Source organism: Acinetobacter sp. NS-4 (genome assembly GCF_037402435.1).
Classification (GTDB): Bacteria; Pseudomonadota; Gammaproteobacteria; order Pseudomonadales; family Moraxellaceae; genus Acinetobacter.
Map to the genome: position 1 here is coordinate 36095 of NZ_JBBEUE010000007.1, position 20000 is coordinate 56094.

14 protein-coding genes are annotated in these 20000 nt (G+C 41.9%); 6 read left to right on the top strand and 8 right to left on the bottom strand.

Going from position 1 to position 20000, the window contains the following annotated elements:
• Positions 1-16 precede the first annotated feature (16 nt).
• Entirely contained in the window at positions 17-1198 is a 1182-nt protein-coding gene (locus tag WAE57_RS07255; protein ID WP_337709631.1) for an acyl-CoA dehydrogenase family protein, read from the top strand.
• A gap of 250 nt (positions 1199-1448) precedes the next feature.
• Here the strand turns inward: WAE57_RS07255 and WAE57_RS07260 are convergent, their stop codons facing one another.
• The 5 genes from WAE57_RS07260 to msuE all read right to left on the bottom strand — a co-directional run bounded on the left by WAE57_RS07260 (position 1449) and on the right by msuE (position 6694).
• A complete protein-coding gene (locus tag WAE57_RS07260) occupies positions 1449-1970 on the bottom strand; it encodes a hypothetical protein (protein ID WP_337709632.1) in 522 nt (173 codons plus the stop codon).
• 139 nt (positions 1971-2109) lie between these two features.
• Positions 2110-2511 carry a hypothetical protein gene (locus tag WAE57_RS07265; RefSeq protein ID WP_337709634.1) on the bottom strand — a complete coding sequence of 134 codons (402 nt, stop codon included), beginning with the start codon at positions 2509-2511 and terminating at the stop codon, positions 2110-2112.
• Between the two features lie 545 nt (positions 2512-3056).
• Positions 3057-4472, bottom strand: coding sequence for a sorbosone dehydrogenase family protein (locus tag WAE57_RS07270; protein WP_337709636.1), 1416 nt, complete (start codon positions 4470-4472; stop codon positions 3057-3059).
• A 345-nt stretch (positions 4473-4817) separates the two neighbouring features.
• A complete protein-coding gene (gene sfnG, locus WAE57_RS07275) occupies positions 4818-5924 on the bottom strand; it encodes a dimethylsulfone monooxygenase SfnG (protein ID WP_337709638.1) in 1107 nt (368 codons plus the stop codon).
• A 35-nt stretch (positions 5925-5959) separates the two neighbouring features.
• Positions 5960-6694 carry an FMN reductase gene (msuE, locus tag WAE57_RS07280; RefSeq protein ID WP_337709640.1) on the bottom strand — a complete coding sequence of 245 codons (735 nt, stop codon included), beginning with the start codon at positions 6692-6694 and terminating at the stop codon, positions 5960-5962.
• Between the two features lie 378 nt (positions 6695-7072).
• On the opposite strand from msuE, the gene WAE57_RS07285 reads away from it, so the two are divergent.
• Positions 7073-7723, top strand: a complete 651-nt coding sequence (locus tag WAE57_RS07285; protein ID WP_086174782.1) for a response regulator transcription factor — start codon at positions 7073-7075, stop codon at positions 7721-7723.
• A gap of 115 nt (positions 7724-7838) precedes the next feature.
• Here WAE57_RS07285 and WAE57_RS07290 read toward each other — a convergent pair whose 3' ends face one another.
• Together WAE57_RS07290 and WAE57_RS07295 are read right to left on the bottom strand one after the other, a co-directional pair.
• On the bottom strand, positions 7839-8606 hold the full coding sequence (locus WAE57_RS07290) for a hypothetical protein (protein ID WP_337709642.1): 768 nt from the start codon (positions 8604-8606) through the stop codon (positions 7839-7841).
• Between the two features lie 415 nt (positions 8607-9021).
• Positions 9022-12513, bottom strand: coding sequence for a PAS domain-containing hybrid sensor histidine kinase/response regulator (locus WAE57_RS07295; RefSeq protein ID WP_337709644.1), 3492 nt, complete (start codon positions 12511-12513; stop codon positions 9022-9024).
• A 184-nt stretch (positions 12514-12697) separates the two neighbouring features.
• Here WAE57_RS07295 and WAE57_RS07300 point away from each other — a divergent pair, with 184 nt between their 5' ends.
• The 3 genes from WAE57_RS07300 to WAE57_RS07310 all read left to right on the top strand — a co-directional run bounded on the left by WAE57_RS07300 (position 12698) and on the right by WAE57_RS07310 (position 15633).
• The gene (locus WAE57_RS07300; protein WP_237786904.1) at positions 12698-13027 is read left to right on the top strand and encodes a DUF485 domain-containing protein; all 330 of its coding nucleotides are present in this window, start codon (positions 12698-12700) and stop codon (positions 13025-13027) included.
• 4 nt (positions 13028-13031) lie between these two features.
• The gene (locus WAE57_RS07305; protein WP_237786903.1) at positions 13032-14747 is read left to right on the top strand and encodes a cation acetate symporter; all 1716 of its coding nucleotides are present in this window, start codon (positions 13032-13034) and stop codon (positions 14745-14747) included.
• Between the two features lie 193 nt (positions 14748-14940).
• A complete protein-coding gene (locus tag WAE57_RS07310; protein ID WP_237786902.1) occupies positions 14941-15633 on the top strand; it encodes an ion channel in 693 nt (230 codons plus the stop codon).
• A 193-nt stretch (positions 15634-15826) separates the two neighbouring features.
• Here WAE57_RS07310 and omp33-36 read toward each other — a convergent pair whose 3' ends face one another.
• On the bottom strand, positions 15827-16726 hold the full coding sequence (gene omp33-36 / locus WAE57_RS07315; protein ID WP_337709651.1) for a porin Omp33-36: 900 nt from the start codon (positions 16724-16726) through the stop codon (positions 15827-15829).
• 1376 nt (positions 16727-18102) lie between these two features.
• On the opposite strand from omp33-36, the gene WAE57_RS07320 reads away from it, so the two are divergent.
• On the top strand, positions 18103-19806 hold the full coding sequence (locus tag WAE57_RS07320) for a GGDEF domain-containing protein (protein WP_337709653.1): 1704 nt from the start codon (positions 18103-18105) through the stop codon (positions 19804-19806).
• Positions 19807-20000 lie beyond the last annotated feature (194 nt).

The window sequence follows — 20000 nt, forward strand, 5'->3', positions numbered from 1 at the left end:
ATAATCAGATCATATTATGAATGCTTCATCTCCACTTTTAAATTCAAATCCATTACACATCGCTCAAAAACTTGCGGAACAATTTGCAACCACCGCTGCGGAACGTGACAAGCAAGGTGGAAATCCTAAATTTGAACGTGATTTAATCCGTCAAAGTGGTTTACTGGGGCTTGCCATTCCATCGCAATATGGCGGTCAGGGTGCGGACTGGAAAACGGTATTTCAGACCATTCAGGTCATTGCCCAGGTCGACAGTTCACTGGCGCATGTTTATGGCTTTCATCATTTACTGATTGCAACGGTGCAACTGTTTTCCCAGCCTGAACAATATGGAAAGTGGTTTGAACAAACAGCCAAAAAAAACCTGTTTTGGGGCAATACTTTAAATCCATTAGACCGACGAACTACAGCAGAAAAAATTTCGGAAACCGAATATGTGTTTCATGGCGATAAAAGCTTCTGCTCAGGTTCGATGGATTCCGACATCTTGCTATGCTCGGGCTATAACGACGAAGGCAAATTACTGATTGGCGTGATTCCTACTGCGCGCGAAGGGGTGAGTTTTTTAGGTGACTGGAATAATATGGGGCAACGCCAGACCGACAGCGGTACCAGTCATTTTGAGCAGGTCAAAATTCAAAAAGATGAGTTATTGCTCAATCCGGGACCACTCAGTACGCCGTATTCGAGCCTACGTCCGCTGATTGCCCAACTGATTTTTGTGCATCTGTTTTTAGGTGTCGCAGAAGGGGCTTTTGAAACGGCCAGACAAACCGTGCAAAGTCAAAAAGCCTGGTCCAAATCTTTGGCTGAAAATGCCGTGAATGACCCGTTTACGCAAAAACACTTTGCCGAGTTTTATGTGCAGCTGCAAGGGGTACGTTTACTGGCAGCTAAAGCGGTTCAGAGCTTACAGACGGCATGGGATCTAGGCAATGACCTCACTGCTGAACAGCGCGGTGAAGTGTCTATTGCAATTGCGACTGCCAAAATTGCGGCGACCAATACCTCGTTGTATATCACACAAAATATTTTTCAAGTGATGGGTGCACGTGCCACCACAGCCCAATTAAATCTGGACCGTTTTTGGCGCAATGTGCGTACCCAAACTTTGCATGACCCGGTTGATTATAAATATCAGGAAATTGGGGAGTGGGTGTTAACGGCTAAAGTGCCCGATCCGAGTTTTTATTCGTGATGAAATAAGAAAATGCCATTTTACGAAATAGAGGTCTTTTTTGCTTCTCGGTTTAAAAAATGAATTAAGAGCGTGGAACGTGAAAAATCACTTTAAAAGCCTAATTTGTGAAAATTAGGCTTTTAATAAGATTTAAATTAATGATTTATATAAAATAAATTTTAATTTCGTATAAGGTGTATTATGTTAATTTTAGGAAAACTTTAATAAATTTAGAAAGTAACATAATACTTATAATGCATTTTAAAACTTAATCTAGTTGGTTTTTTACTACGACTGTTGATAAACCAGCTCCTGTTACTGCTCCAGCTCCAGCTATTACAGCTGTACCTCCAGCCATACCTGCTCCTCCCGTTGCTAAAGCTCCTCCCCCCAAAGCTGCTAGAGAGGCATTAGTCAATGCTGCACCACTTAAAGTACTGATCGTAGCACCTGTTGTAGCTGTAGCACCCAATAAGCCTGCTGCACCTGCGGCAGTAGCAATTGCTGGAGCGGCAACAAAAGCTAATCCACCCGTGGCTACTGTGCTACCAATAACTAATGCTGTCTTACCTGGATTTTCAATAATAATATCAGCTGCACTACCAACTACGTCAGCTGTAGTACTAGCCACATCACCAACTACGTCAGCTGTAGCACTGGCTACATCACTGACTACATCAAACGTAGCACTAGCCACATCACCAACTACGTCAGCTGTAGCACTAGCTACATCACTGACTACATCAAACGTAGCACTAGCTACATCACCAATGAAACTAAATAGTCCCATATTACCCCCCTTGAAATATATGATTTTTCTATGAAAACAATACACTAATTTTAAAAAAATACATAAAAACTAAGGTTATAGCCTCAATTTTTTAAACTCTTATAACGGGTATTATGTTAATTTTAGAAAAATTAAAAAATTATTTTTTCTTCAATACAATAAAATTATCTCTTTTATTTTTGATTACATAATCTTTTCTTAATTTTCCAAACAATAGTTTAGCAGCACCAATACTACCTGCTGCAATAAACAAAGAGCCAACCGTTATTGTTGTTCCTAAGCCAAGTGTTGCCGCCGCCGCAGGAGCGGTGAATGCCAGGGCTGTAGCTGTGGCTGGAGCCGCAGTGCCTCCTGAACCCATTGTAAGAAAAACTGAAGCCATGGCTACTCCTATTGCGCCAAATGCTATAGCCCAAGCAACATTGCCTGCTGCTTTAATTTTTATAGTCTTTTTAGCTAAATCACCATGAATTTCAATCGTATCTGCATTATTTTTAATAGCTTGGGCTAACTCTTTTTCGGTATGTACTGAAGTAACCATTTTCAATATATTTCATAGTATGTATTGAAAATATAATAGTTTAATCTAGTTGCTATATGCTACCTATTTAACATAATGGGCGTTATACGAAATGCATTTTTAAAATTTATTATTTATCAAATGCTTAATTAAATAAAACCGAAATAAAAAAGATTGAAAAGTACACATCTTAACAACTTGTGTGTTTTTTAGTCGGATATGTAATGTTCTGTCAATAAAATTGATCAATAAAAATTCAATTTGATGATTTTTTGTGAGTTATTAATTCTTCCGGGACAGAAAGAATGCCCATATTCTACGCATAAAAATTGGCCGGTTCTGTACGCTTTGGCGCACATCAATTTAAGGATTTTGCGGATGGGCGCAGCCGGTTTTTTTTCCTATGATGAATTCATACAGGAACAGGATGTTCCGGAACATAAAACAACAATAAAACGTTCATACACCAGGATCGTGAAGCAAAGACAGGAGTCATGCTTAACTAACCCATACGAAAAAGCCCGACAGGATGTCGGGCTTTTTTATATCATTTTATTCAGCCATGATTACTTTGCTGCCTGTTCTACAGCAGGTTGTGAACTTACAGGCTGTTGACTCGCGGAAGCGGGGCTAATCATTTTATTGATTGGCCGGTTATCCATCATTGTCCCAATGGGCGATACGCGCCAAATTATATTACCGACATCATCGGCCACTAAAATAGCCCCGGAACGATCAACCGCTACACCAACAGGTCGTCCAAAAGCATCTCCCTTATTGCTTAAAAAACCGCTTAATACATCTTGCGGCTGACCTGAAGGTTGGCCATTTTGAAAGGGCACAAAAATAACCTTATAGCCACTATGGGGTTTCCGGTTCCATGAGCCATGTTGACCAATCAGCGCACCACTGCGATACTGCGGCATCAATTGAGCCGTATAAAATGTCAGGCCTAATGAAGCCGTATGGTTACCCAGAGCATAATCAGGTTTAATCGCACGTGCGACCAGTTCAGGATTTTGTGGTTTTACCCGCGTGTCTACATGTTGGCCATAATAGCTATAGGGCCAGCCATAAAAAGCACCGTCTTTGACCGAAGTCAGGTAATCGGGCACCAGGTCATTGCCAATTTCATCCCGCTCATTCACGACTGTCCAGAGCATGCCACTTTGCGGTTGCCAGTCCATCCCATTGGGATTGCGCAGCCCTGTGGCAAAGGGTCGTGCTTTGCCACTGGCAATATCAAATTCCATAATCAAGGCTCGGCCAGCTTCCTGGTCTAATCCATTTTCCGCCACGTTACTGTTTGATCCCACAGTAATATAGAGTTTGCTGCCCGCAGCATTGGCAATCACATTTTTGGTCCAATGGTGGTTTAAGGTGCCGCCCGGTAAATCCAGTACTTTGCTACCGTTTGCTGTAATTCGGGTTGCACCTTGTTGGTAAGGAAAGCGCATGAGCGAGTCGGTATTGGCCACGTACAGCATATTGCCAACCAGCGCTATGCCAAAGGGCGAGTTTAGATTTTGTAGAAATACGGTTTTTTGGTCAGCCACGCCATCGCCATTGTTGTCACGGAGCAGGCGAATGCGGTTGGCACTCGGATGCGATGAGCCTGCACGCTTCATCAGCAGTTTCATGATTTTGCCCCTAATGCCTTTACTGTCATCCGGTTTGGGCGGTGCATCGGTTTCAGCCACCAGCACATCACCATTTGGCAATACATACAGCCAGCGCGGATGTTCCAGTTCTTTGGCAAAGGCCTGAACTTTCAAACCTGGAGCCGGGGTGGGCATCGTGCCGGCAGGCCAGCCTGTGGCCGGGGCGATATTGACCGTAGGAAACAAACTTGACTTGGGTTCAGGCAGATGCGGTTGAGGACCATAACTGTCGGTAATGGGAGACCTGGATGGTGATGCACATCCGGTGAGTGCCAATACAATGGCAGCGCCCGCAATGGGCAGTAAAAGTTGAGCAGACATCTTTATTTCCAGCTTATTTTTTGCCGCTATCGCCTTACTTTAAAAGTTAGCTTAAGCAGCCACCATGCGGTTCTTGTTTTTTCTGGTTGACGATTGGTTATTGCTTTTTGGCTCCAAGGTATCAATTCCAATGCTCATCTGAAAGAAAGGGCTAAAAAATTTAACAAGACTGGCTAATATAGTGGATGGAGTAGAAAGGATGGCAAGAATCTATCTTCCTATTGAGCTTAAAATTTCTGCTATACAAGCAAAAAAAATCCCTCAAGCCGAGCCTTGAGGGAAAGTTGGAAATGCCATTTGATTATTATAGTTTGAGTTCATGTACAGTCTGTTTGATTACCGAGATTAAGCAGACTTAGGCGTGACAACAGCCAGCTGTTGCGCTTCCAGTTCACGAACCAATGGCAACACTTTTTGTCCAAAATATTCAACTTCTTCAATAAAATGTAAAAAGCCAGACAGAATCAAGTCCACACCGACTGCTTTCAGTTCAACAATACGTTTCGCAATTTGCTGCGGTGTACCAATCAAATTGGTTTTAAAGCCATCGTTATACTGCACCAAATCTTCAAAGGTCGATTTTGCCCAGTTACCTTCACCCTCTAATGTTGCTGCCCCGGCTTCACGGGTGGCATCACCAAAAGACTTCACCGCCTGGACATTGGCCTTGGCCACAATTTCCTGCAGCACGGCTTGCGCTTCTTCTTCAGTATCACGGGCAATAATGAAAGCATTGACGCCAATTTTCACGGTATGGTTATTGGCTTTGGCTTTTTCACGGATATCATCAATCTGCTTTTTCAGCTCTTCCACTGTGTTGCCATTGGTAAAGTACCAGTCCGATACACGAGACGCCATATCACGTGCTGCACGTGAGCTACCGCCCTGGAAGATTTCAATATGTGGTTTTTGCACCGGTTTTGGACTGAGGGTGTAATCTTTGAATTGATAGTATTGACCATCAAAACTGAAATGATCCTGAGTCCAGATACCTTTAAGGCTACGGATAAATTCTTCAGAACGTGCGTAACGCTGGTCATGTTCCGGCCATTCTTCACCAATGGCATCAAATTCGCCGCGGAACCAGCCACTGACCACGTTAATGGCAATACGGCCATTGGTCAGGTGGTCAATGGTTGCCAATTGTTTGGCAGCCAGTGCCGGTTTCCATGGACCCGGCAAAATTGCAGCGATCACTTTGAGTTTCTCAGTTTTGGCCAGGATACCATGACTGAAACTGACCGATTCATGCTGGTTTTCCGCGTTATAACCGGCAGTAAAACGAATCTGGGTTAAGGCATATTCAAAGCCACTTTTTTCCGCAGCTTGCGCCAGACGGACGTTATAGTCATAACTCCAGTCCGTACGCTGTTCAATATCGCTGACCACCAAACCGCCGCTGACGTTTGGCACCCAATAAGCAAATGTAATGTTTTTATCTTGTACTGACATTCTGTATACCCTCAGGATGTAATTTTTTAGCGCTCTTAAGCTACCTGTGACTTCGGTGCTTTTTTGCTGTGCAGGCGCGCTTCGGCGGCATCCAGGCTTGGCACTGCAGCAGAAGGAAGTACTTCTTCCTGTTCAATTTGCTTGTTGATACCCAGGTTCTGGTTGGCTAGCTGAGATTTCTCTTTGACCACTTCAGCACGCTGGCCTTTGGCAGGTGCCCATTCAAGAATTGGCAATGCACGTGCTACAGCGAGGGTAATGCGGTCACGCAGCAGTTCACTGTGAATGGTATATTCAGGGGTAAAGTCACGGTCTGTTGCATAGACACCAATCGGTAAGGTTTGTGCCTGGAAAAAGCTGAACAATGGACGCAATTGATGTTCAAGCACCAAGGCATGACGCTCGCTACCACCTGAAGCTGCCAGCAATACCGGTACATCTACCAACGCAGTTTGTTCTACAAAATCAAAGAAATGTTTGAAAAGTCCTGTGAATGAGGCACGGTAAACCGGTGTGCCGACAATCAGGGCATCCGCCGCCTCAACTGCTGCTAGGTCATCCTGTACACGTTGTGGCAACTGGTTACGGTAAATTGCACCGCCAAGTAAAGAACCGATTTCGCTAAATTTGATAAAGTGAACATGAATTGGAGTGGCTTCACCTAATTCATCAATAATCGCTTGTACCAACGCTTCGGTTTTAGAAGGATTGTTTAATCCACCTGATACAGCCACAATATTCAATGGTTTTTGTACATTTAAAATAGACATTTTCGAATAACCTAAAACATAAAATCTCGGAATAGGTTTATTAATCAACAGCAGGCATATTCTGTAAAATAAGCAAATAAAGAAAAGTTATCTTATTTTAAGATATGAAGAATAAACTCATTAAAATGGACTTTTACATCTCTTAATATTTTGATTTTTATATTTATATTCATTAGTAATAAGCATTTTGAGCTGATCGATAAAATTTATATCAAAATATGATTAGGTTTGATGATTTTTCGAAAAACCTTAAAAAAAGGAGTTTTTTGAGAAAATAATCTCATATTAGATGAAAAAAGTTATTGATTGCATATCCTTAATAGTCCTTGTGTGGTTAGAATAAGCTTAATGTGCACAAGATCCTTCATGTTGTTGCTTATGAATATTTTAATCGTTGATGATCATCCACTGTTTCGTCATGCCTTGATTCAAGCTGTTCGTTACAGCTTGCCGCAAGCGCAAATTCAGGAAACAGCTGCAGTAAATGAGTTTTATGAACGCTTAGATAATGGGCCGGAACCAGATTTGGTTTTGCTGGATCTCAATTTACCGGGAGCTTCGGGCTTTTCGGCTTTGGTGCATGTTCGTGCACAATATCCGTCCATTCCGATTATTGTGGTGTCTGCGCATGAAGAAGTGTCCATTATTCAACGTGCCATAGCCCATGGTGCGATGGGCTATATTCCGAAATCTGCGCATCCAAGCCATATTGGTGAAGCGATCCGTCAGGTACTGGAAGGGGAAATCTGGTTGCCACCAAACTTGCCTGCCAACATGAACTTTGACCCGCGTGCGGCAGATGAAACTGCACTGGCAGAACGTATCCAGTCACTTACACCGCAACAATTCCGTGTATTGATGATGGTGGCGGAAGGTTTGCTGAATAAACAGATTGCTTATGAGCTGGATGTTTCTGAAGCAACCATTAAAGCACATGTCACCGCCATTTTCCGTAAGCTTGGGGTGCAAAACCGTACTCAGGCAGTATTGGCGATTAGTGCCTTGAATATTGAAGAAAAGAAAATGTAATGTTGTTGAATGCAGCATGACATAAACATTGCATAAAAAAGGCACCTGAATGAGGTGCCTTTTTTATGCTACGTGCTTTTGAAACTGCTTTTGAAATGAGTTTTAAGCTTTAAAATTAGGCCACATAACTTTGTTTAGGGGTGTGGTCGGTGCAAAATAATGGATTTAATGCACATTGCAGATCATCAATCTGTTCCTGCGACACGTATGCTTTTTCTTTCAGATATTCAGCCACGCTGTCATCGCGCAAACTTAAAAATGCAGCATCATAGACACCGAGGTCGACAAATAAGGCTGCGGTTTCCAGACTGTTAAAACGGTCCAGATAAACATCATTGCCATACAGCAGGAAAATATGATCTTCATTGGCCTGAGGATTAACACCCAGATGGCTGGCCAGATCCAAGGGTGGGGTTTTAATAAACAGCAGATCGGATAATTCATCAAATTGGGTGGTATCTAAAACATTGGCATCGGTTTTGACTTTACCCAGCCAAGCCTTAAACACCAGCACTGCACCGCCGCGTAACAGCATGCTCCAGATTTGATGGCGCACGCTATCGCTTAAGTCCCGAGACTCGGTTTGCAAGGATTGAACCAGTTTGTCTTCCTGTTCTGCAAGTCGTTCAAATAAGCCTAAGCCTTGCGGTTTATAGGCGGCAGGACTAAAGACATCGAAATTCAAATCGGCAAAGACTTGTAAGGCGAGGGGAACTGCACTTTGATACAAAGTGTCCAAAGCCTGAATATGAGTGTCATCCAATTTGCTGTACTTAAATAGTTCATTCCACTGAATTTCAGGTAATAGCGCATTGGCACCGTATTGTCGGTAAAACTGTTGCGATTGATCCAGATCATGAAGGCCGGTTTCAGAAATGTTCATCTTCAAATTCCTGTAATGTGTAGGATGATCAGTTTCTTAGGCTGCGTTTTTTATGACTTGCTCGAAATCTAAAAACTGATCTTTTCTTGCTCTTATATATGCGCGGGCAGCAACGGAAACGGTATACGACTAAAGTTATACGAAGGTGATTTTTAGTAAAAAATATTTTAAAAAATAATGGCTTGAAAAATTGTAACTAAGTATACAAGTGTATATTTAAATTTTGATGTTCTATGCCATAGTAAATAAAAATGTGTAATTTTTAGTCAATAAAATGGCAGTTAAAATAAAGAAATTGAACAGTTTTGCCTAGAGCGAAAAATAAATTGTTAATTAAAGGAAAAAAGCTGGATTTTTGGAGGAAAAACGTCCATTGCCAGGCGAGGCAATGGACGTTTGATTTGAGGCTAAGGGATTAAGAACCGGAAATTTTCAGGCCCGATAACCATGAACGAAGTGAGGCTGGTTTTAACGGTTTTTTCAGCAGCACAATATTCAGTTCTTTCAAATGTTGCGGCAGTTCAGGATCGGAATCTGCAGTAATTAAGGCCACAGGCACCTGTTCCTGACGATTTTCCAGAATGAAATCCAGTCCAACTTTATTGTTATTCAGATGCTGATCGACCAGCCACACCTGAATATTCTCTTGCTGAATCAACTCTAAAGCCTGTTCCGGTTCAGTCGCCTTAAACACTTGATAGCCCCATTTGGTCAGTAAGGTAGACATCCCTTCCAAAATGGTTTCATCATTGTCCAGACATAGAATTTTATAGGCCTTGCTTTTCAGCGGAGTCGCCTGGACAGGAGCTGTCACCACTTTCGGCGCATTCACAATTGGTACTTCAATCATGAAGCAAGAACCCTTGCCATATTCGGAATAGACATGTACCGGATAGTCCAGCAGGCTGGTCATACGTTGCACAATGGCCAGGCCGAGTCCCAGACCTTGCTCGCCCCAAGGCGAAGTATGGCCGCAGCGCTCAAATTCCTGAAACAGCTTAATGCGCTGTTCTTCGGCAATGCCCGGGCCAGTATCCCATACCCCAATCCGGATATGTCGCGGTTTTTCGGCACAACGCAGCACGCCGACAATGACACGTCCTTTGGCGGTATAACGTAAAGCATTACTGACGAAGTTTTGAATGATACGGCGAATCCACTGCGGATCGGTATCGATCCAGAACTGGGCATCATGCACGCTGAATTTAATGCCACGTTGAGCTGCAATGGATTTAAATTGCAGTTCCAAATCACTTAATAAATCATGCAATGGATAAGGTTGACGTTTCGGCTGGATGGTACCGCCTTCCAGACGGGCAATATCCAGCAGGGCAGACAACATACTTTCTGCACCATGCAAAGCACGATCCAGCTGTTGCAGGGTCTTGCGGTCTTCCTCCGACTGCACGCTTTGTTCTAAAGCAGTGCTAAACAAACGTGCCGCATGCATCGGTTGTAATAAGTCATGACTGGCAGCGGCAATAAAGCGGCTCTTGGACATATTGGCACGGTCGGCCTGTTCGCGTGCCAGTTGCTGTTCGGAAAGAGCATCGGCCAGCTGCTGGGTACGGTCTTGTACCCGTGCTTCAAGTACGGCTTCATTTTCACGGAAGGCCGTAATGTCGGCAAAGGTGGTGACAAAACCACCCCCTTCAATCGGATTACCGCGCATCTGAATCACACGACCATCTTTACGGATCCGTTCAAATTCATGGGCACTGCCCATGGCCATCCAGTGAATCCGTTTGCGCACGTGTTCTTCTACCGAACCCGGTCCACATTCGCCACGCTCGGCGTTATAGCGGATCAGGTCGGCAATAGGACAGCCGACATAAACAATATCTTTGGGATAATCGAACAATTTAAGGTATTGATTGTTCCAGGCTACCAGACACATATTTTCATCGACCACGCTCACCCCTTGGGTCATATGATCAATCATGGTCATGATCAGGTTCTGGTTAAAACGTTGCCATTGCGAGGCCTGATCCAGAATATTGGCAACTTGCCCCAACGCTAGACCATTATTCACCATTGCAGTGGTGAGCAGGGTACGCGCGGAAGCGGCACCAATAGTTCCGGCAAGATATTGTTCAGTGAAGCGCCACCACATGCCATTAGCACTGCTATTTTCATTCAGTACCACGTTGTTTTGAGCACAGAACTGACGAAAGGCCTGAGTCGCCGGTCCTTCACCAGTAATCCGTTTGGCCAGGGTAATTAAATCGCCAACTTTTAGACGGGCAACATCCTGATGGGAATAATTGATTTCACTTGAGCTACTTTGAGTCGGCAAAGGTTTGGTTTCATAATAGAAAAAACTTTCCGCCTGAATTTGCTCGGCAATGCTGGGCCGGAAAATCCGCGACACCCAGACATAGAGCAGGATATTCAGACCCAATGCCCAAGTCACGCCATGGGTTAGGGGAGCAAAAGATTGAAAACCAAACAGGGCTTCCGGACGTAACCAATTAATACCAAAAGGTCCCGCAAGCAGGAAATGCTGGCTAAAATGACTGTATTCAGCTGGCAGACTGCGCAGTACGGTAGGCAATAACAAGGTATAGGCCCACATGACAAAGCCGGCAATCAGACCGGCATATACGCCTTGCTTACTGCCACCGCGCCAATACAGGCCACCAATCAAGGCTGGAGCAAATTGTGCCACGGCACTGAAGGCCAGTAGACCAAATACGGATAGCTGGTCGATGTCATTAAAGAAATGGAAGAACAAGAAACCGAGCAGCATGACGGCTAAAATACACACCCGACGGGTAAATTTCAGCACCAGAGGCAGACGTTTGTCATGACGTGAAAGTAAGCCGCTACGCCATAAGGCCGGCATAATCAGGTCATTGCTGAGCATAATCGACAGGGCCACGGAAGAGACCAGCAGCATACCTGTGGAAGCAGAAAAGCCCCCCAAGAAAGCCAAAAGCGTCAACCATTCCTGGTCATAACTCAGGGGGAGTGACAGCACTGCTACATCAGGGATCGCTAGAAAGTGCGGTGCCGCATGCAAGGCCCAGCTGGCAATCGGAATAATAGCAACCGTAGTCAGAATCAGATAAGTGGCAAACCAGCGACGTGCGCCGCGAATATGCTTTTCATCACGCAGTTCCACTACAGCCACATGGAATTGTCGCGGCAAGCAAATTACAGCCAGTGCGGCTAATAAGGTCTGTACCCAAAAGGTTTCAGGCACACCAAAAAGCTGAACCTGTTTAAAGGTATCGACCACATCACTGGAAATCTGTCCCAAGTTTTCGGGTGCGTCAAAGACAAAAAATAATGCCACACACAGCAAGGCAAACAGTTTAACAAAAGACTCAAATGCTACCGCCAGCATTAAACCGCCATGCTGTTCGGTATTGGCAATTTGCCGGGTACCGAAAATCATGGCCAAAATGGCTAAAACCCCGGTCAGGAAAAGCACGCTATTGGTGGTGCCCTGTATGCCGGTATTTTGTTGCAAAACCACTGCAGCACTCAAGGCAATCGCTCTAAGCTGCAAGGCCAGATAGGGAATAATGGCAATGACTGCAAGAATTGTAACTAAAGATGCCAAAGGACCGCTTTTGCCATAACGTGCGGCAACAAAATCTGCAATCGAAGAAATGGCATGATGCTGACGCACGCGGCCTAAGCGTCGCCAGATATCATAACCGACCCAGACAAAAATTAAGGGGCCCAAGTATATGGGAAGAAAGATAATTCCTTCACGAACAGCAGCCCCGGTTGCACCGTAGAATGTCCAGGAGGAGCAATACACCCCTAAGGTTAGACTAAAGAGTAACATGCGGCCGCGGGTACTTAATCGACTCGCGTGTTTTTCACCAAAAAAAGCACAGATAAAAAGTATTGCGATATAAAGGGCGAGAACCCCAATAATGAGCCAACTGTTCATATTGCCTACAGTGTAAATTTATGTCGTAATGATACCCTATCTAATAATCTTGCCGCTTTAATTGATCAAAATTTAACGACCAAAGTATTAATTACAATAACCCAAGAAGATTGTTAAGTTAGACAACGAAATAATTCGAATTAAAAAGATTCACCTATGGCTGGGTGCACACAGGAGTATGATTATGGATGAGGCACAAGTAGAACGTATTCTACAGAATCCCAAATTTAAAGAAATGGTCAGCAGAAAAAGCAGATTAAGTTGGACTTTAACAATCATCATGTTGATTGTTTATGTTGGATTTATGCTTTTAGTTGGTTATAACAAAGAATTCTTGATGAGTTCATTTAGTGGTGGTATTACAACTTGGGGAATGCCGCTAGGCTTGGGCATTATTGTATTGTCTTTTATTCTATGTGGCGTTTATTCGTATATTGCGAACAATAAACTTGATGCATTGAATGCAGAAGCAATGCGTGAAGTTGAAGCAATCACTCATGAAAAAGGACAATAATCAGATGAAATGGAATTCATTAAAAGCGCAAGCAGTTGCTGCGTCTACACTACTGATGTCAGGTATGGCAATGGCTAGTCCAGATTTGGGCGCTGCTGAACAGCAAGCAACCAACTGGCATGCGATTATTATGTTCGCGATTTTCGTGGGCTTCACTTTGCTTATTACCAAATGGGCAGCTAAGCAAACTACAAGTACTACAGACTTCTATACTGCCGGTGGCGGTATTTCAGGTTTCCAGAATGGTTTAGCGATTGCCGGTGACTATATGTCAGCCGCTTCGTTCCTCGGTATTTCTGCACTTGTGTTCAGTTCAGGTTTTGACGGTTTACTTTACTCACTCGGTTTCATGGTAGGTTGGCCAATCGTATTGTTCCTTGTGGCAGAGCGTTTACGTAACTTGGGTAAATTCAACTTGTCTGACGTGGTTTCATTCCGCTTAGAGGAAAAACCAGTACGTACCTTGGCAGCACTCAGCTCTTTGGTGGTTGTTGCCTTTTATCTGATTGCTCAGATGGTGGGTGCAGGTCAGCTGATCAAATTACTATTCGGTTTGAACTACAACATTGCTGTGGTGATTGTGGGCCTTTTAATGATGGCTTACGTAATCTTTGGTGGTATGTTGGCAACCACTTGGGTACAGATCATCAAAGCGGTGATGTTACTTTCAGGCGCAACCTTCATGGCTTTCATGGTGATGAAAGGTGTGGGCTTCAGCTTTACCAACATGTTTGAACAATCGATTCAGGTATTCTCTAAAGTACATGAAATCAGCCTTGCAGAAGCAGGCAATATCATGGGACCAGGTAAACTTGCAGCGAACCCGATTGATGCGATTTCTTTAGGTCTGGCATTGATGTTTGGTACTGCAGGTCTTCCACATATCTTGATGCGTTTCTTTACCGTTAAAGATGCCAAAGAAGCACGTAAATCAGTGGTTGTGGCTACAGGTTTCATCGGTTATTTCTACCTATTAACCTTCATCATTGGTTTCGGTGCGATCCTTTACGTATCAAATAATCCGCAATTCCTTGATGTTGCAAAAATGGCAGTTACTGGCAAGTTAGAGCTTGTTGGTGGTAACAACATGGCTGCAGTTCACTTGGCTGATGCTGTTGGCGGTGACTTGTTCATGGGCTTCATTTCAGCAGTAGCATTCGCAACAATTCTTGCAGTTGTGGCTGGTTTGACATTGTCTGGTGCTTCAGCAATTTCGCATGACTTGTATGCAAACGTATTCAAAAAAGGCCAAACAACGCCTGAATCTGAACTACGCATGTCTAAAATTGCAACTTTAGGTTTGGCAATTTTCGCAATGATTTTGGGTATCTTGTTCGAGAAACAAAACGTTGCGTTCATGGTTGGTTTGGCATTCTCGGTAGCGGCGTGTGCGAACTTCCCGGTACTGGTATTGTCAATGTTCTGGAAAGGCTTGACCACTCGTGGTGCAGTGATTGGCGGTTTAGTCGGTTTGATAACTGCGGTGGTATTGATTGTACTGGCTAAAGCAGTTTGGGTAGATACATTGCAAATTTCAGATACACCAATCAACCCATTCAATGGCCCGGCAATCTTTGCAATGCCATTATCATTCTTCTGCTGCTGGTTGTTCTCTGTGACTGACAGCTCTGCACGTGCGCATGCAGAACGCAAAGCATTTGATGCACAGTTTGTACGTTCACAAACAGGTATTGGTATCTCTGGTGCGTCAGACCACTAAGCGATCACTACTTTAAAAAAAGTCCCGTCAGGGACTTTTTTTATGCTCAAAACTTTATCAAAAAGTGAGTATGAAGATGGGAAATTTTTATACACATCTGTTACTTACAGGGAGCGGAGTTTATGCTAAGTTAAACCATAAAAAGAAAGCTAGCCCCTAAATAAACCAGAACAGAAACATTGTGGAGTTGTGAATGCAGGCCATTATTGATGTTTGGAAAGTTTTTCGCTTATTGCCTTCTGCCTGGTTGCTCTCATTACAATTCATTATTCTAATCGTATCGGTTGCTGTCAATTACAGCATGACCTACCGCACCATAAGCTGGGTATTAGGCGTATTGGTGTTACTGGTCATTGCCAAAGTTATTAAACAAACCCCAATGTTTACCTTCTTGGGACTGAGTTTTGTGGTTGGGGCAGTGTTTTTTTCTTCATTGATTTTATTGGGGGTAGAGAACCCTCTAATACAAGTGACTGCGCATGGCTTTGAGGCTGCTGCCTATTTTAGTGCCACTTATGGTCTGTTACGTTATATGTTTGAAGACCGTTATCTCACCCAGGATGAGCTGTTTGCTGCAGGAGCGGTATTTACCCTGCTGGCTTGGGGATTTGCATTTTTATATAACGTTTGTCAGCTGTTGGTGCCAGGAAGCTTTCAGAATCCCAATGTTGCAGGTTTACAAAGCTGGCTTGATCTATTGTTCCTGAGTTTTAGTTTGCAGTCTGCCACAGGCTTGTCTGATCTTATTCCCATGAGTGCACCTGCACGTGTACTGGCATTGCTGCAAATGTTCTGTGGGGTCATGTACTTGGCGCTTATTGTTTCACGTTTAATTGCTTTGCAATACATTGCCCATTTGCCTAATCGGGACAAATCCAAAAAATAAGATAAAACTTTAAGTAAGTTGGAGAAAACTAAAAGCTTTATTTTGACCATGCATTTGTATGCTTTGGGATTTTTATTTATTTTAAGGGGTAATTTTTTATCTATCTGGCAATTGTTGTTTTGGCATTAAATACATGCCTAAAATAAAAAAGGACGCAATGTGCGTCCTTTTTTGATTCGTTTTCTAAACTGAATTAGAAGCGGAATTTAGCGTTTACGCCAACAGTTTGAGTATCACGAACTGTTAGATCATTTGCAAGAGCTGATTCATAGTTAGCATTTACATAAGAAGCGCCAACTGCAACAGCAGGAGTGATGAAATAGTTTACGTTCGCACCCCAAGCTGAGTCTGGTGAACCAGTGAAGCTAGATTCCATGTAAGATGCGCCAACGCTTAATTTAGGGGTAACAAAAAGAGTTGTACCTAGATTATAAGCAGTATCTTCACCGTAAACTAAACCAGACTCAAAACCGATTGACATGTTAGTACCGTCAATCGCGCCTACGTATTTAGTACGTGCAGTGATTGCATCTTGGTCTTGATTAATTGTGTCAGATTCTAAAGCAGCTTTAGCAACACCATTTGAAAGAATGTTGAAAGCATCATAAGAGGTTTGGTTAGCAACGCTAGTATAACCAACAGCAACCAAGAAGTTGTTAATTGGAAGAACACCAACTTCTAAAGCATAACGGTCGCCATGGTCGTCAGCAACGCCAGCAGCTTTGTTGTCAGAAATTGTGTTGCTGTAAGAAGCGCTAGCATATACAGGAACGATTTTTGTTGGAACGTAAGCTTCTGCTTTAGCGCCAATAGTATGAGAAACAACGTCTGTGCGATCAGCATCTACATCGTATTCGCCATAGTTATACGCTAAAGAAGCATTAGAGGCTTGGTTTAAAAACGCTGCTTCAGCCAATGGACCTTTAGAAGAGTCAACATTTTTGAAGTAGTAAGTACCTTGTACAGCACCAGTAAAGTTTTTGTCATTTACAGTATTGTCGATGTACTCAGATTGACCTTGTACTTCTACTTGATATGCTTGCGCACCGGTCATGGCTAATAATAAAGCAGTGGCTAAACCGAGTTTTTTCATAATAATTACCAGTTCTGTTAAAAATGGATTAAACAGTAAGCATTGTATTGTAACAAAACATTAAGTCAATGAACTAAAAGGACATTATTTTGTTGAGTTATTGCTCTAAATGATTTAGGTACAAAAAACATACAAATGAATTTTTTTAAAAAAATGTTTTCAGAACAAATAAATATGAATTTTTTTAAAATTACCTTTTTAAGAAGAAGCAAAATCAATAGATGTTTTACAATGTAAAATTGGATTAATATTCTATTAATTATCGTAAAATTCAATCTAAATGTGTTTTTATTATGTGAACTATCCATTGAATTTTAAATATTCACCCGATTCCAACAATAAAAATCACATAAAAGTGATTTTTTGTTTAATAAACAACCATCGGATCTTTTTATTTTGTGATTTATTTAACATAAATATTTCATTATTGTGATGAACTTCAAATCATAGTGCTTTAATAGGCTTTACTTATTTTAATATTTTCAACATAATATCTCTATCAATTCATACTACATTGAAATAATGTGATGATGATCTGATTCTCCATAAACAAGTTTTTGTTTTATATGCCCAACTTTCCCCAAGGTTGGGTTTTTTTTGTTTAAAAAATATTTCAGTTGCTTTTGAGATCAAACAGAACCAGTAATTGAAATGGAAAATAATAAACGGTAGCTAAAGCCTATTTTTAGCCATGAGATCGTAATTTTTAAAATTCCAGCATAGATAAAATTATAATGCACAAATATGGTGCAAAAATATGATTGTTTTTAGGGTGTTTATTAAGCTTCACCCATAAAAAACCCCAATTTTCAAAGAAAACTGGAGTTTTTCGCCAAAATTTTCGGGAAAATTAAAAAATCTGCTGAGGAATATATTTAATTTGCCCTAATGTAGTGCATTATGCACATATTTGTGGCATGTGTAAATATTTTCTTATCAGGCAAGTAGCAATATTTAGATAAGTATGTAATTTAAACAATATAAATTGGAGGCCTTCATAGAAATAGTCCTGCATTATTTTGTTGAGATCTTTAAGTGAAACAGAATTTTCTATTTAAATGGCTTGCTTAACTGCAATTTATAGATATTCAAAGTTTTTAACTGCACTCAATGAAAAGCGGTTTGCTACTATCTGGGGAAAGAATAAAAATGGAGTTGAAACCCTACAAATATGCACTGGACTTTAAAGCTTTAGTAAAGAATTTAGATTTTTTTAACTTGTATTTGAAAAAATATTATAAGTGGTTGATAGGATGGAAATATTTGAAAATGTTGATTAATTTTTAACTCTTTTTAGATCAAAATCGTGTAATATATTTATATATAATTTGAGTATGATCATAGGTCATTTGGTATGTATGGTGAGTAATTAATTTATGTATAAATTACGCTCGGAACATATCAGCCGGCGACTGTTCTGGTCAATGATGATTATCATCCTGTCTCTTCTATTTTTATCTGTTCCTTTAATTGTCAGTAGTTATCACAGCTATCAAAAAGCGGACCGGGCTTTAACTGAAATTTCTGCGCTTCGTGCAGTGGCAGATTTAGCCAATAAGGTTTCCCGGGAACGGGCACCGGCCAATAAGGTGATGTCGAGCAATGCCGACGAACTTGAAGCAAATCTAAAAGAATTAGAGGTTTATCGAAAAGAAGTCGATTTGCAGATTGAGCAAACTCGTGCAATTTTAAATGCAGCAGGTTTTATTGTTCAGGCTCAGGCATTATCTTCCCATTTAAAAGTGACTTTGGTACAGGGTCGTAATGCAGTCGATGCTTATGGTGCTTTACCACGCTCTGCGCGTAGTGCAAAACAGCTGGACCAGGCGATTCAGCAAATGTTTAAGGCCTGGGATAGCTGTGATGAAATTTTACATCAAGTCGTGGAACATGCTGAAGCTAAAGGAACTTCGGTTTCGGACTACTACACATTGATTTTAATTCTGGCAGATTTGCGTGATCAGGCGGGTCGCACTGCATCGAATGTTATGGCCGCGGTCACTTTTAATGAAAAAATTCCTGAGGATAATTTGGCCCGGTCGTTACAGACGCAATATCAGGCCAATTATTTATGGGAGCTGGTCAATACGGTACTACCTGAACAAGGTAAGATTCCAAAATATTCAGCTTTATATCAGCAAGTAAAAGCACAATTTTTAGATCAAGGCATTCCAATTGTTGCTCGCCTGATGAATGAAAGTATACACAATCAGGCGTACTCATTGACTGGTACGCAATTGACCGAAGTAATGGTCGATAAATTTGTAACGGTGGTTAATCTTCAAAACTATGTTTTGGATTACAGTGTGCAGGTGGCTCAAACCCAGAAGGAACAAGCCCAGCAAAAATTAATTTTAATTTTATTGGTGGCACTGATTTGTTTGGTCACAGTTATTTTTACCATGATCTATGCGCGGAATCATGTTTTTATACCTTTAATTAAAGCCAGAAATACCATTATTCGTCTGGCACAGCATCAGGTTATAGAGACTGAGCGGGAACAATTATCTGCTGAGCCAGTCACGTTATTGGATGCCCTTAAAGACTTAAAGCGAGTGCTACAGCAGCGGGATGCGCTGGAATTTCAGCTCAGAAATATTGCCAATACGGATACTTTGACCGGGGTGTCTAACCGTTTAGCTTTGGATGAATATATTCGTTATCTGGAGCATAAGCCGAATCAATTTAAGCAAACCGGTTTAATCATTTTCGATGTGGATGATTTTAAGCATGTGAATGACACTTTTGGACATATTGTCGGTGATGAAGTGATTAAACTGATTGCAGAAAAATTACAATTTAATGTACGCATTTCAGATTTGGTGGTTCGTTATGGTGGTGATGAATTTTTGGTTTTAATTGAGCAAACTACTTTTGAGGATGCTTGGGTTGTTGCGAATAAAATTCTTCAAGACGTTGGCAGTTCTGAACTGTATATCGCTGAATTGAACGAGAATATTCATGTTTCTGTCAGTGCTGGGGTGGCGGTAGGGGCAGCATCCTGGATGGCGTTGCTGGAAAAAGCTGATAAGTCTTTATTTCAGGCCAAGGAAAATGGCAAGAATAAAGTGGCGGGGTGAGTGGGTTGAGGATCTTCATATCTAGATTGAATAACAGTTATTTGCAATAACTTAATCATCGTTTTTTCATGAAAACTGGATAATAAAAATAAGCTGCGTTATCAACAGAGAAGGTTGTTTTTAGCACAACCACATATTTTGTCGATGGTTTGCTTTTTATTGGGTAGAGGCGTTGCTTCACTTTTGACTGGGCA

Excerpts from the sequence above, each read along its gene's own strand:
- omp33-36 (WP_337709651.1), bottom strand. The coding sequence starts at position 16,726 with ATGAAAAAACTCGGTTTAGCCACTGCTTTATTATTAGCCATGACCGGT.
- WAE57_RS07270 (WP_337709636.1), bottom strand. The coding sequence starts at position 4,472 with ATGTCTGCTCAACTTTTACTGCCCATTGCGGGCGCTGCCATTGTATTG.
- WAE57_RS07260 (WP_337709632.1), bottom strand. The coding sequence starts at position 1,970 with ATGGGACTATTTAGTTTCATTGGTGATGTAGCTAGTGCTACGTTTGAT.
- WAE57_RS07295 (WP_337709644.1), bottom strand. The coding sequence starts at position 12,513 with ATGAACAGTTGGCTCATTATTGGGGTTCTCGCCCTTTATATCGCAATA.
- WAE57_RS07285 (WP_086174782.1), top strand. The coding sequence starts at position 7,073 with ATGAATATTTTAATCGTTGATGATCATCCACTGTTTCGTCATGCCTTG.
- WAE57_RS07290 (WP_337709642.1), bottom strand. The coding sequence starts at position 8,606 with ATGAACATTTCTGAAACCGGCCTTCATGATCTGGATCAATCGCAACAG.
- WAE57_RS07305 (WP_237786903.1), top strand. The coding sequence starts at position 13,032 with ATGAAATGGAATTCATTAAAAGCGCAAGCAGTTGCTGCGTCTACACTA.
- WAE57_RS07320 (WP_337709653.1), top strand. The coding sequence starts at position 18,103 with ATGTATAAATTACGCTCGGAACATATCAGCCGGCGACTGTTCTGGTCA.
- sfnG (WP_337709638.1), bottom strand. The coding sequence starts at position 5,924 with ATGTCAGTACAAGATAAAAACATTACATTTGCTTATTGGGTGCCAAAC.
- WAE57_RS07265 (WP_337709634.1), bottom strand. The coding sequence starts at position 2,511 with ATGGTTACTTCAGTACATACCGAAAAAGAGTTAGCCCAAGCTATTAAA.
- WAE57_RS07300 (WP_237786904.1), top strand. The coding sequence starts at position 12,698 with ATGGATGAGGCACAAGTAGAACGTATTCTACAGAATCCCAAATTTAAA.
- msuE (WP_337709640.1), bottom strand. The coding sequence starts at position 6,694 with ATGTCTATTTTAAATGTACAAAAACCATTGAATATTGTGGCTGTATCA.
- WAE57_RS07310 (WP_237786902.1), top strand. The coding sequence starts at position 14,941 with ATGCAGGCCATTATTGATGTTTGGAAAGTTTTTCGCTTATTGCCTTCT.
- WAE57_RS07255 (WP_337709631.1), top strand. The coding sequence starts at position 17 with ATGAATGCTTCATCTCCACTTTTAAATTCAAATCCATTACACATCGCT.